11 protein-coding genes and 1 rRNA gene are annotated in these 11,959 nt (G+C 57.7%); 3 read left to right on the top strand and 9 right to left on the bottom strand.

Annotated features, from left to right (window positions below):
* Window positions 1-7: 7 nt before the first annotated feature.
* From panD to NXF97_RS09875, 7 genes are all read right to left on the bottom strand, one after another.
* Window positions 8-397 carry an aspartate 1-decarboxylase gene (panD, locus tag NXF97_RS09905; protein WP_022373079.1) on the bottom strand — a complete coding sequence of 130 codons (390 nt, stop codon included), beginning with the start codon at window positions 395-397 and terminating at the stop codon, window positions 8-10.
* Window positions 398-420: 23 nt separating this feature from the next.
* A complete protein-coding gene (panC, locus tag NXF97_RS09900) occupies window positions 421-1,266 on the bottom strand; it encodes a pantoate--beta-alanine ligase (RefSeq protein ID WP_074009004.1) in 846 nt (281 codons plus the stop codon).
* Between the two features lie 12 nt (window positions 1,267-1,278).
* Window positions 1,279-2,136 (bottom strand): 3-methyl-2-oxobutanoate hydroxymethyltransferase, encoded by an 858-nt coding sequence (gene panB / locus NXF97_RS09895; protein WP_274955859.1) that lies wholly within the window; start codon window positions 2,134-2,136, stop codon window positions 1,279-1,281.
* 8 nt (window positions 2,137-2,144) lie between these two features.
* Window positions 2,145-3,188 carry a DNA polymerase III subunit delta gene (locus NXF97_RS09890; RefSeq protein WP_274955858.1) on the bottom strand — a complete coding sequence of 348 codons (1,044 nt, stop codon included), beginning with the start codon at window positions 3,186-3,188 and terminating at the stop codon, window positions 2,145-2,147.
* Window positions 3,179-3,814 (bottom strand): dTMP kinase, encoded by a 636-nt coding sequence (gene tmk, locus NXF97_RS09885; protein ID WP_274955857.1) that lies wholly within the window; start codon window positions 3,812-3,814, stop codon window positions 3,179-3,181. Before tmk ends, NXF97_RS09890 begins: the two co-directional genes overlap by 10 nt.
* 30 nt (window positions 3,815-3,844) lie before the next feature.
* Complete coding sequence (gene mltG, locus NXF97_RS09880) at window positions 3,845-4,933, bottom strand: endolytic transglycosylase MltG (RefSeq protein WP_274955856.1); 1,089 nt, start codon at window positions 4,931-4,933, stop codon at window positions 3,845-3,847.
* A 112-nt stretch (window positions 4,934-5,045) separates the two neighbouring features.
* Window positions 5,046-5,519, bottom strand: a complete 474-nt coding sequence (locus NXF97_RS09875; protein WP_274955855.1) for a CYTH domain-containing protein — start codon at window positions 5,517-5,519, stop codon at window positions 5,046-5,048.
* A gap of 171 nt (window positions 5,520-5,690) precedes the next feature.
* On the opposite strand from NXF97_RS09875, the gene NXF97_RS09870 reads away from it, so the two are divergent.
* The 3 genes from NXF97_RS09870 to NXF97_RS09860 are packed head-to-tail and all read left to right on the top strand — an operon-like array spanning window position 5,691 to window position 9,981.
* On the top strand, window positions 5,691-6,569 hold the full coding sequence (locus NXF97_RS09870) for a YgfZ/GcvT domain-containing protein (RefSeq protein WP_274955854.1): 879 nt from the start codon (window positions 5,691-5,693) through the stop codon (window positions 6,567-6,569).
* 2 nt (window positions 6,570-6,571) lie between these two features.
* A complete protein-coding gene (gene map, locus NXF97_RS09865) occupies window positions 6,572-7,408 on the top strand; it encodes a type I methionyl aminopeptidase (protein ID WP_022373086.1) in 837 nt (278 codons plus the stop codon).
* Window positions 7,409-7,416: 8 nt separating this feature from the next.
* Complete coding sequence (locus NXF97_RS09860) at window positions 7,417-9,981, top strand: [protein-PII] uridylyltransferase (RefSeq protein ID WP_274955853.1); 2,565 nt, start codon at window positions 7,417-7,419, stop codon at window positions 9,979-9,981.
* A gap of 58 nt (window positions 9,982-10,039) precedes the next feature.
* Here the strand turns inward: NXF97_RS09860 and NXF97_RS09855 are convergent, their stop codons facing one another.
* Window positions 10,040-11,356, bottom strand: a complete 1,317-nt coding sequence (locus NXF97_RS09855; RefSeq protein WP_022373088.1) for a citrate synthase — start codon at window positions 11,354-11,356, stop codon at window positions 10,040-10,042.
* 337 nt (window positions 11,357-11,693) lie between these two features.
* Window positions 11,694-11,808: ribosomal RNA gene (gene rrf / locus NXF97_RS09850) — 5S ribosomal RNA — on the bottom strand.
* Window positions 11,809-11,959 lie beyond the last annotated feature (151 nt).

The raw sequence follows: 11,959 nt of genomic DNA, 5'->3' as shown, positions 1-11,959 counted from the left end.
CAGGATCTTACTGGTCCACAAGCCTGCCGTGCTTTTCGTAGTGCGTCACGCGCACGGGGCGGTTGGCGTCATCGACAAACACGACTTTGGGCTTAAAGCTCTGCGCCTCTTCGGGCGTTACCTGCGCGTAAGCCATGATGATCACCTTGTCGCCGGTGCTCACGCACCGCGCCGCAGCGCCGTTTAGGCAAATGACGCCGCTTCCGGCCTCTCCGGCAATCACGTAGGTCTCAAGCCGCTCACCGTTATCGACGTCGGCAATCTGCACCTTTTCGTATTCGAGGATGCCCGCGGCGTCCATCAACGTCCGGTCAATCGTAACGGAGCCCACGTAATTAAGTTCAGCCTGCGTCACACGGGCCCGGTGGATTTTGCCCTTGAGCATTTCGATGAGCATTTGTCTTTTCGTCCTTTGCGGGCTTATCCCGCGTACACGAAGTTATCGATGAGGCGCGTCTTCCCGATATAAACGGCCATCGCAAAAAGCGTGCCGGGCCGTACGGTCGTCACCGGTTCAATCGTTGCGGCGTCCACCGCTTCAACGTAGTCGATTTTTGCCAGAGGCTCGTCTTCAATCACCGCCTTCATCGCACGGATAATCGTGGCAACATCGGTTTCACCGGCTTTGCAAAGGGCTTCGCCCTTAGCCACCGCCCGGCTTAAAACGAGCGCCGCTTCTTTTTCCTTATCCGACAAATACGTGTTGCGGGAAGATTTCGCAAGGCCCGAAGCCTCACGCACGATGGGGCAGCGCACGATCTCAACGTCAAAATTAAGGTCCCGGACCATGCGCTCGACAATCGCCGCCTGCTGCGCGTCCTTTTGACCGAAGAAGGCCTTATCGGGCTGCACGATGTTAAAGAGCTTCCCGACAACCGTGCACACGCCCTTAAAGTGAATGGGGCGCGTTTTGCCGCACAGGCCCTCGTTTAAGTGCTCGGGCACAATCCACGTGCTGAAATCCGGCGCGTACATCACTTCGGGCGTCGGGTGAAACACCATGGCGCAACCGTTTTTTTCCAGCAACTCACAGTCGTGCTTAAAGTCCCGGGGGTAGCTTGCGAGATCTTCGTTCGGCGAAAACTGCACGGGGTTCACAAAGACCGAGGCAACCACACGGTCACAGAGCGAAACGGCCTTTGTGATGAGGCTTGCGTGCCCTTCGTGCAGATACCCCATCGTGGGCACAAGCCCCACCGTGAGTCCCTCTTTTTTCCAGGCGCGCACCTGTGCGCGCACTTCTTCAACTGTCTGAGCAATGATCATTTGCACTGTCCGTTAATTGGTCTTCGGACCGTCTTCAGGTCCGTAAAGTGTCTTCATTGTTTTTTGAGCCGCACCAAACGTGTGTTCGGGGCCCGGAAACGTGTTTGCCTTCACTTCGCTCACGTAACCGTTAAAAGCGTCTTTTAAAACCGTTGCGGTATCGGCCCAGCGCTTCACAAATTTGGGTGCAAAGTCCGTAAAAAGCCCCGCCATGTCCTGCCACACAAGAATCTGACCATCACAGGCCGCACCCGCGCCGATTCCGATCGTGGGAACCCTCAGCGCCTCAGTGACGGCACGGGCGGCAGAAGCGGGCGTACATTCAATGACGACCGCAAAAACCCCGGCTTCTTCAAGGGCGAGCGCGTCGTCCACCAGACGCCTGACGGCCTCTTCGGTTTTGGCCTGCACGCGGTAGCCTCCGAGGGCGTTCACCGACTGCGGCGTGAGCCCCAGGTGCCCCATCACCGGGATCCCGGCCCTCACGATCGCCGCGATTTCTTCAGCGTAGTCGCTGCCCCCTTCAAGCTTTACGGCCTGGGCGTGCCCGTCTTTCACGAGGCGTCCAGCGTTAATGACCGCATCGCGCACCCCGGTCTGATAACTCATAAAGGGCATGTCAGCCACGACAAATTTGTCCGGCGCCCCGCGCACCACCGCCTGCGTGTGCCGGATCATGTCTTCCATTGTGACGCTTAAGGTGTCGGGGTAGCCGAGCATCACGGTGCCCAAGGAGTCCCCCACCAAAAGGCTGTCAACGGCCGTGGTGTTCATGAGCTTTGCGGTTGAATAGTCGTAGCAGGTGAGCATGGCGATGGGTTCCCCCGCCGCCTTCATCCGCGCAAAGTCCGTTACTTTAAATCCTGCCATTTGTCACCCTACCTTGCTGCCGGAGCGATCGCTCTCAGGTACGCCAGAAGCAGCGCTTCAAGAATGAGTTTGGGCGAAAGGGGATGGTCGCTCACGCGGCAGACGTCTCTCACGGAATTAATCCACATAAAGAGTTTTGCGGCATCCATCCCCTGCGCGATCTCACGGAGCACCTGTCCTTCTTCCGTAAAGTACCGCGGTGCGGCGCCGTTAAAGGCTGCCGCAAGATCCCACGCCCAGCGCGAAAGAAAGACGGAAACCGCCTGAAGCGTCATGTCGCGCGTGACGGCGTTAAGGGCCGCGTCCGCCCCCGCGCGGCGTCCCGCACGCAAAAACGCCAGAAGCTTTTCACGCTGCTCATCGGTGACGATGCGCTTTACATCCTTTTCAAAGACCGCGAGAGGCATGCCGCCCGCAAGCGCGAGCGACTTTTCCGGGTGATCGACGTGCTCATGTTCCAGCCAGGCAAGCGCCTCGGCGTGCGTGGGCATATCGGCCCTTAAAAGCCGGCAGCGCGAGCGGATGGTCGGCAGCACAAAGTCGATGCCGTCGGCTACCAGCAGAAACACCGTGTTTTCCGGGGGCTCCTCGAGGTTTTTAAGTAAGGCTGCCGCTGCTTCGGCTCTCAGCTGATCCGCGGGGTACACAAGCACCACGCGCAGGCCCCCTTCGTTTGTTTTGAGGCTGAAGATTTCCGCAAGCCGCCGCGTCTGGTGAATGAGAATTTCGCGGTACTGGGTTTTGCGGTCGCTTGCGGCGTTATCCGGTTCCTCAAAGGGAATGTCGCGCGGCAGCGCCTCAGCTTCGCTTACCACGTAGACCAAGTCCGGATGGGCGTAAGACGCAGTCAGGTGGCAGCCCTTACAGTGTCCGCAGGGCGTGCCGTCCGCGGCGGGCGACGTGCACATAAGGCTTTTTGCAAACGCATGCACCAGTTCAAACGTGCCGATCCCGCGCGGCCCGTAAATCAAAAGGCCGTTGGGAAGCTTTCCGCGCATCCCGTTTAAGGTGTCCGCGAGGTGCTTTTGCCACGGAAAAACCGCTAAAGCCATGCCGCCGCCTCCTTTAAAACCGCAGCCGTCACCTCAGTCTGAGGGCGCGCTGCGTCCACCACGCAAAAGCGTTCGGGGCTTGCCGCGGCACGCGCGAGATACGCCTGCCGCACGCCCGAGAAAAAGCCGGTGCTCAATTTTTCAAAACGGTCGGCTTCGCGCGCGCCCTTAAGGCGCTCGGCGGCCTTCACAGGATCAATGTCAAAAAGCACCGTCACATCCGGCTGCAATGTCCCCTGCACGAGTTTTTCAAGGGTCTCGACAACAGCGGGATCGATGCCCTTACCTCCCACCTGATAGGCGTAGGTCGCATCCGTAAAACGGTCGGAGAGTACCCAGTCGCCCCGGGCAAGAGCCGGTTCAATGACTTGGGCGATATGTTCGGCGCGCGACGCGAAAAAAAGCAGGGTTTCGGTTAAGGGCACCATGTCATCCGCAAGCAGCATCGCCCGGATTTTTTCTCCGAGAACGGTACCCCCGGGCTCACGCGTGCGCACCACGCGGATTCCCTTTTCACGCAAAAACGCCTCACAGGCGTCGATCTGGGAGGTTTTTCCCGCGCCGTCAATGCCTTCAAACGTAATAAAACGGCCGCGGCCGTTTGTGTCCGCACTGATCTTTGTCATAACCCGAATCTCCGGCGTCCCGACCAACGCTCAGCGCCGGTTGCGCTGATACTTGTTGACCGCCTGGTTGTGATGCTCCAGAAAACGCGAAAACTGTGTGGTCCCGTCGCCGCGCGCCACAAAGTACAGAAACTTCGATTTGGCCGGATTTAACGCCGCGTCAATCGAGGCGTAGCCCGGCATGGCAATGGGCGTGGGCGGCAGGCCGTAGTTGCGGTAGGTATTGTAAGGGCCGGGGCGCTGCAGGTCTTTCTTACGGAGGTTGCCGGCAAAGTCTTCCCCGAGCGAATAGATAATCGTGGGATCGGTCTGCAGGGGCATTCGCACCCGCAGCCGGTTATGAAAAACCGAACTCACAAGATACCGGTCCTCGGGGTGCGCCGTTTCTTTTTCGATGATGGAAGCCAGAATGAGGGCCTCATAGGGCGTTTTGAGTTTAAGTCCCTCGGCGCGCTTGTTCCAAAGCGTCTGGAGAACTCCCTTTTGCCGCTGGTAGGCCATGCGGTAGACCGCAATGTCGGTTGTCCCGGAATTAAATTTGTAGGTTTCCGGCGCAAAAAGGCCTTCCGCGGAACCTTCGGAGGCCCCGATGGCGGTAAGTAATTCGCCCTCTGTCATCTCCGCGGTCGTCACCGTAATGTCGGGATTACTTTCCACGGCCTTTCTGAGTTGCCAGATGGTCATGCCGTCGGCGATACGGATGCTTCCGGCTTCCACCGCGCCGGTGGCGAGCTTATCGATCACGGCCTTCATCGTCATGCCGTCGGTGAAGCGGTAGCGTCCGGCGTGAATGCTTAACGCCCCGTGAATACGCATGGCGGCCACAATCTGATCAGCAGACGTCTTAAGTCCGGCTTCCACCAACTGCGCGGCCGCAACGCGCGCCGAAGTCCCCGGCACAATCCGCACTTCCAGTGTGCGGGAGGCTGTATCCACCGGAATCGGCCGCTCGGCGTACCAGTAAACGACGCCGCGCCAGGCACAGGCCGCAAGGATGAGCGAAATCACAAGGGCCGCCGCGGCTCCCGTAAGCACCGGGCGCGCCGAAGCCCACGCCCAAAGCGCCCTGGCTTTGGTGCGTGCCGCTTCTGCGTAAAGTTTTAACTGTTGCTGATCCAAGACCGCGCCCGCTACTTAAAAAACCGCACGAAAAAATGTGCCTGCGCATTGTAGCGGGCGCGCAGGACGCCTCTGCGCCAAAAACAAAGTCGGAAACAAAAGAAAGTAGAACCTATGCCCAGCGCGTGTAGGGAGTCTTCGCGAGATTACTGTTGTAGTAGCGCGCCTCGCCCGAGACTTCTTTTCCGAGCCACGCGGGCTTAACAAAGGTCGTACCCTCTGAGGGAAGTTCAATCTCCGCCGTGACAAGCCCCGCATTCTCCCCTTCAAAAACGTCAATCTCCCAGGTGAGCCCCTCTCCGGCCGGCACTCTGAAACGGGTTTTCTTCACAATACCGCCGCATGAGAGCGTCTCAAGCATCGTAAGCACGTCACCGGCCGGAATGTCATACTCAAATTCGGCCCGGGAAATCCCGGTGTTGCGCCCCTTAACCGTCAGAAACCCGCAGTTTCCCGCCACCCGCACCCGCACGACGGCGCGCTCTGTATCGGCAAGATAGCCCTGCGCCATGACGGTACCGGCGTCGGCGTCGCCCCTCCAGGCATCACTTTTCACCAAAAATTTGCGTTCGGTCTCAACACCCATCGCCAGCCTCGTTTCCAAAATCTTTGCAACACGGCATTACAGCACGGTTTCCCGCGCTTTGTCAGCGCTTTGCGCGGGTACAATCTCAGCACCAAAAATCATAGGCAGGACACGTTTCCGGAAACCCTCGTTTCCGGGCTTACGCCTCCGGCGAAACTCAATTTTTCAGTTATGAGTGAAACAAACCTTTTAAAGGGCGCTGCGGATCTGTCGGCATCCGTTGCCCTGTTGCGCTTCACCGGCGAAGACCGTGAGGCGTTTCTGCAGGGGCAGCTCACCAACGACGTGAGGCACCTTACCGCGGACTCCCTGATGACAGCAGGCTGGTGCTCCCCCAAAGGCCGGCTTCTCGCGGTCTTTCAGTTGTATAAAGACAATGACGCGGTCTACGCCTTCACGGCGCGCGAAACGCTGGACACGACCGTTAAGCGCCTCAGAATGTACATTCTGAGAAGCAAGGTGAAGGTTGAAGAAGTAAAGGACCTCACCGTTGCCGGGATCGTGGGAGACGTGCCCTCTGATCTTCCGACAGTGAAATGCTTTACCCAAACGTCGGGAAGCCCCGAAGCACTTGATGCTCTCGGGCTTACCTCAGGCCGCGCCCTCGCACTCGTTAAAGCCGACACGGAACTCACGGGCAGCGCCGAAGCTTATTGGTCCGCAACGGCGGCCGCGGGCGTTCCCTTTATTGTTTCGGCCACAAGCGACAAATTTGTCCCTCAGGCCGTGAACCTCGAGTGCATCGGGGGCGTGAGCTTTAATAAGGGCTGCTACACCGGTCAGGAAATCGTCTCCCGCGTGGAGCACATCGGTAAGACAGCACGGCGCGCCGCGCTTTTTGCCTGCGGTAAGGCACTTCCCGCAGGAAGCGACATCACCGATGCCGGCGGCACCGTTGCCGGCACCGTGGTGCTTTCAGCGGCCGCAGGCTCCAAGGCCGCAGTGCTTGCGCAGGTCGCAGCCGACAAAACCGCTGACACATACCGAGCGGGCGAGGCGGTGCTCACGGCTCTTTCCCTTCCCTACAGTTATTCCCGCAGCGATAAGTAATCATGGCAGACATTCACATCAATACCCCGGAAGAAATTGAAGGCATGCGGCGCGTGGGCCGCAAGGCAAGTGAACTTCTGGACTTCATTACCCCGTACGTCAAGGCAGGCGTCACGACGCTGGCTCTCGATAAACTCATGCTTGAGTACACGGTGGACGAACTCAAATGCAAGTCCGCATGCCTCAACTACGCCCCCAAGGGCTGCATTCCCTATCCGGCCGCGACCTGCATTTCCCCCAACCACGTGATCTGTCACGGGATTCCGAGCGAAAAGAAGGTTCTTAAAAACGGCGACATCGTCAACATCGACATCACGATCGTGGACGAAGACGGTTACTACGGCGACAACTCCCGCATGTTTGAGATCGGTAAGCCCACGATTGCCGGCCACCGTCTCTGCGAAGCGACGTTTGAATGCATGTGGAAGGGCATTGAAGCCGTTCGCCCCGGCAACTGCTTTAACGATATCGGCATTGCCTGCCAGAAGTACTGCGATTCGCTCGGTTTAAGCGTTGTGAAGGAATACGGCGGACACGGTATCGGCCGCCACGTCTTTCACGGGGACCCGCATGTGAGCCACTCCCCGATTGCAACGCCCACGGCGGAATTCAAACCCGGCATGATCTTTACCATTGAACCGATGGTTAACGCCGGGCGCCGTCACATCATGGACTTAAACGACGGCTGGACGGTGGTCACGAAAGACCGCTCGCTTTCGGCGCAGTGGGAGCTTGAGGTGCTTGTCACCGAAACCGGTTACGACATCCTCACCGTGAGCAAAGGCTCGCGCGAAGCGCCCGCCTGGGTTAAGGGCTGGAAAAAGCCGCACTTTGACTGATCACGACGATGGCCGCGCCCGCTGATACCACCGCCCGTTTTGTCACACTGCGCCGGGAGCTCGGCGAGCAGTTTTTAAAAAATGGACGCGTCTCCGCCTATCTCAAATGCCACACAACGATCATTGACCGTTATGTGGCCGAGTGCGCGCAGAAGGCGGGCCTCACCGACGCCAGCGCCGTTGTCGCCGTCGGGGGCTACGGGCGCGCGGAAATGTTTCCCTTTTCCGATATCGACGTCCTCGTTTTAATGCCCGAAGGGCACGATGCGGCCACAGACCTTGCAACGGAACACTTCGTCACCGAACTCTGGAACCTGGGGCTTACGGTGGGAAGCGTTGTGCGTACCCCCCGGGAAATGCGCGAAGAGGCTAAGGGCGATATATCCGTTGCAACCGCCTTTCTTGAAGCGCGGTTTCTCTTTGGTAACCGCGCGCTTTTTGACAAAGTGAACTCCGATTTTCTCAAGGAGCTTGACGCGCGGGCGTTTTTCCGCCGCAAGATGCTTGAGATGCGGCAGCGGCACTTAAGAAGCGAAGACAGCCCATACGCGCTCGAACCCAACATCAAGGAAAGCCCCGGGGGCTTACGTGACCTTCAGGTCTTTTTGTGGTGCGCGAAAGCTGCGGGCTGGGGCGCCAACTGGCGGCAGCTTGCAGCCGCGGGCCTTATCACCGAAACCGAAAGCTACCATCTCGGGCAGTGCCAGCACTTTTTAAATGCCCTGAGAATCCGGCTGCATCTTCTCGCCAACCGTCACGAAGACCGGCTCGTGTTTGACGTGCAGACGCAGCTTGCGGTAAGCGCAGGCTACAAAGACACCGCGGGTTTGAGCGCAAGCGAAGAGCTCATGAAGCGCTACTACCTCAACGCCAAAAACACGGTGCAGTTAAACGCGGTGCTGCTGCAGGCAATTTCCGACAAGCTCTTTGACCGCGGGGAAATGAAGGCCGTTGCAATCGACGGCGTCTTTACCGCGCGCGGCATTTATCTTGACATTGTCTCGGAAGACGCTTTTTACGGCGATCCCCGCAATATCCTCAAAGCCTTTTACGTCTACGCGCAGCACCGGGAATTAAAGGCGATGTCAACGCGGCTGTTGCGTGCGCTCTGGCACTCCCGCTACAAAATCGATGCGGCCTTCAGAAACGACCCCGAAAACAAGGCGCTCTTTATTTCAATTCTGAAGTTGCACTACGGGCCGTACCACTGCCTCAAGAACATGAACACCTGGGGCATTTTGGGGCGGTTTCTCCCGGTCTTCCGGCGCATCGTGGGGCAGATGCAGCATGACCTCTTTCACGCCTATACGGTGGACCAGCACACTCTGCTCGTCGTCAAGTACTTAAGGCGCTTTGCCCACTCCTCCTACGCTCATGAATTTCCGCTCTGCTCCCAGGCAGTAAGCGAACTCCCCGAGCCCTGGCGGCTTACGGTTGCGGGGCTTTTTCACGACATCGCCAAGGGCCGCGGGGGAAATCATTCCGAACTCGGCGCAAAAGAAGCGGAGAGCTTCGGCGTGAGCTTTGGGCTGACGCCCGAAGACACCGACTTTATCGTCTTTCTCGTGCGTGAGCACCTCACGATGAGCCACACGGCGCAAAAAGAAGACATCAGCGATCCGGAGGTGGTGCAGCGCTTTGCGGCGCTTGTGAAGACCCCGGACCGGTTAAACGCGCTTTTTGCGCTTACGGTTGCTGACATCCGCGCCACGGGCCCCAAGGTCTGGAACGCCTGGAAGGAGCAACTCTTGGAGGACCTTTACCGCAGCACGATGCGGGTTCTCTCGGGTGAAGCCCGGGACTCAAGCCGCGCCACGGTCTTTGCCCGGCGGCGCGATGAGGCCTGCCGGCTGGTGGACGCCGAAGGCATTCCCGCCTTCGTGCGCGACGCCTTCTGGAAGGAATTAAACATCGTTTACTTCCTGCGCCACAACCCCGAAGACATTGCCTGGCACACCAAGGAACTGGCATGGGCACCGAGCTTTCCCTACCCCGTGGTGCGCTCGCGCGTTGCGCAAAACGGTGCAGGCATTGAAGTGCTCGTTTACGTCAAGGACCAGGAAAACCTTTTTGCGCGCGTGGTCTCCTACTTTGAGCAGCAGGGCCTCTCGGTTCTTGACGCCCGCATTCACACCACGGCCCACGGCTGGGCGCTGGATACGTTTCTTGTGCAGGACCGCAGAAACCGCAGCGACATCGACTTTTTCGTGAGCCAGCTGCAGGTGAGCCTTGCGAAGGTCATAGCAGATGCCAAGCCCCTTCCGGAACCCAAGACCGGGAAACTCTCGCGCAGGGGCCGCAACTTCCCTGCGCCCCCCTACGTCTCAATTGAACGCGATGAATCCAACCACGGCTGGATTCTGCAGATTGCCGGCAACGACCGCTTGGGGCTTCTCTTTGCTATCGCGGTTGTCTTAAGCCGGAACGGCGTAAGTCTTGCGACCGCCAAGATCGCTACGTTAGGCGAGCGCGTTGAAGACGTCTTTCTCATTAACGGCCGGGTGCTTGAAAACGAAGAGGCCTTAATCCGCATCGAAAACGAACTCATCGATGCGCTCAATAACGCCAAATAGCAAAAAGGCAGAGATCGGAAAAATCTCTGCCTTTTTCGTTACCGGTTAAACCTGACGGTTACTTACGGTCCGCAAGATCCGGAACGTCGCGTTCCGTCGCGCCCGTAAAGAGCTGACGCGGACGGCCGATACGGTAAGCCGGATCGTCAATCATCTCATTCATCTGGGCGAACCACCCCACGGTGCGGGCGAGCGCAAAGATAGCAGTAAAGAGCGGCACTGGAATACCCAAAGCCTTCTGCACGATACCGGAGTAGAAGTCCACGTTCGGGTAGAGGTGACGCGAGATGAAGTAATCGTCTTCCAGAGCAATCTTTTCAAGCTTCATCGCGAGGTTAAAGATCGGATCGTTGTGAAGGCCCAGTTCATCGAGCACCTCGTGGCAGGTTTCACGCATGAGCTTGGCGCGCGGGTCGTAGTTCTTGTAGACGCGGTGCCCGAAGCCCATGAGGCGCACGCCGGAGCTCTTATCCTTCACCTTATTAATGAAGTCACCGATCTTTTCCACACCGCCTTCGGCCTGGATCTTATAGAGCATGTTAAGCGCTGCTTCGTTGGCGCCGCCGTGCGAGGGCCCCCAAAGGCACGCCACGCCGGCCGCAATCGCCGCAAAGGGGCTTGTGCCGGAACTTGCGCACAGACGCACGGTCGAAGTGGAAGCGTTCTGTTCGTGATCGGCATGCAGAATAAAGATGCGGTCAATGGCGCGCGTCATCACATCGTTACCTTCGTATTCCTCACAGGGAATGGCAAACATCATGCGCATGAAGTTGGCGGAATAGGAAAGACCGTTCTTCGGATAGACGTACGGCTCGCCGATCGAGTACTTGTAGGCCATGGCGACCAAAGTCGGCATTTTGGCAATCATCTGCACGGCAGCCATACGGCGCTGGTCATCGTCCAGAAGGTTGCTGCTCTTCGGGTAGAACGCGCTCATAGCGCCCACCAGGCCCGTTAAAACAGCCATCGGGTGCGCGTCACGGCGGAAACCGCGAAGGAAGAACTGCATCTGCTCGTGAATCATCGTGTGATGCATCACGAGGTCGTTGAATTCAGCCTTCTGATCGGCGTTGGGGAGTTCCCCGTTTAAAAGCAGATAGCAGACTTCCAGAAAGTCGCACTTTTTGGCGAGCTGCTCAATGGGATAGCCGCGGTACAGGAGTTTGCCGGCATTACCGTCAATGTAGGTAATCGAACTGCGGCAGGCGGCGGTAGCCATAAATCCCGGATCGTAGGTGAACTTGCCGGTCTGCTTGTAAAGGGTCGAAATATCGATTGCATCAGGGCCGACACTGCCCGTCAGAACGGGAAGAGTTACGGACGGTGTACCGTCAGAGAACTCAAGTTTGACGGACTTATCACTGACCTCTGCCATGGACTGTTTCCTCCAAATAAATAGCGTAGGGCGTTCCGGTGAACGCGCCCCGTTTCACCAAACAATAGAGATATCGGGCGCAAACGCAAGAGCCTTTTGAAGCTCGTTACGAATTTAGAAAGAATCTTCTAAGCGTTATCCCGATAAAAAAGTGACGATCTCCGGGTCATGGGAGGAAAGCTGTAGGAAGGTCTGCAACACTTTTGAGTGACCGGCACAAGACAAAAATTCACCGTAACCTTTGGACTTGCTGCGGGGAAAATCCGAAGAAGGAAAAAGTTACAGGCAAAGAAAAACCCCCGAGACCGTTTTGATCCCGAGGGTTTTAAATGGAAAAGCCCGGCAGTGTCCTACTTTCACTGGAAATACAACCAACTATCATCGGCCCAGAAGCGTTTCACTGTCCTGTTCGGAATGGGAAGGAGTGGTACCGCCACGGTATGGCCGCCGGGCAAAGCCTGTTGTCTCAGAAGTTCATCAATTGAACTCCCGTGACGAAGTCTTTGCAAAAAGAAGTAAGCGTCGGAACGCGATTATTTGCATTCACTGCGCTTCAAAATCCATTGTCCGTTTCTCAACTGCCTTACATTAGGCTAGGCAGCA

It is taken from the genome of Duodenibacillus massiliensis (assembly GCF_928721995.1).
In the GTDB taxonomy this organism is placed as follows: Bacteria; Pseudomonadota; Gammaproteobacteria; order Burkholderiales; family Burkholderiaceae_F; genus Duodenibacillus; species Duodenibacillus massiliensis.
The sequence above is the reverse complement of the archived record's forward strand: the minus strand, read 5'-3'. Positions and strand labels throughout refer to the sequence as shown.

What these genes read in the sequence shown, in the direction of transcription:
- panD (WP_022373079.1), bottom strand. Translation starts at nt 397, where the DNA reads ATGCTCATCGAAATGCTCAAGGGCAAAATCCACCGGGCCCGTGTGACG.
- panC (WP_074009004.1), bottom strand. Translation starts at nt 1,266, where the DNA reads ATGATCATTGCTCAGACAGTTGAAGAAGTGCGCGCACAGGTGCGCGCC.
- panB (WP_274955859.1), bottom strand. Translation starts at nt 2,136, where the DNA reads ATGGCAGGATTTAAAGTAACGGACTTTGCGCGGATGAAGGCGGCGGGG.
- NXF97_RS09890 (WP_274955858.1), bottom strand. Translation starts at nt 3,188, where the DNA reads ATGGCTTTAGCGGTTTTTCCGTGGCAAAAGCACCTCGCGGACACCTTA.
- tmk (WP_274955857.1), bottom strand. Translation starts at nt 3,814, where the DNA reads ATGACAAAGATCAGTGCGGACACAAACGGCCGCGGCCGTTTTATTACG.
- NXF97_RS09875 (WP_274955855.1), bottom strand. Translation starts at nt 5,519, where the DNA reads ATGGGTGTTGAGACCGAACGCAAATTTTTGGTGAAAAGTGATGCCTGG.
- NXF97_RS09870 (WP_274955854.1), top strand. Translation starts at nt 5,691, where the DNA reads ATGAGTGAAACAAACCTTTTAAAGGGCGCTGCGGATCTGTCGGCATCC.
- map (WP_022373086.1), top strand. Translation starts at nt 6,572, where the DNA reads ATGGCAGACATTCACATCAATACCCCGGAAGAAATTGAAGGCATGCGG.
- NXF97_RS09860 (WP_274955853.1), top strand. Translation starts at nt 7,417, where the DNA reads ATGGCCGCGCCCGCTGATACCACCGCCCGTTTTGTCACACTGCGCCGG.
- NXF97_RS09855 (WP_022373088.1), bottom strand. Translation starts at nt 11,356, where the DNA reads ATGGCAGAGGTCAGTGATAAGTCCGTCAAACTTGAGTTCTCTGACGGT.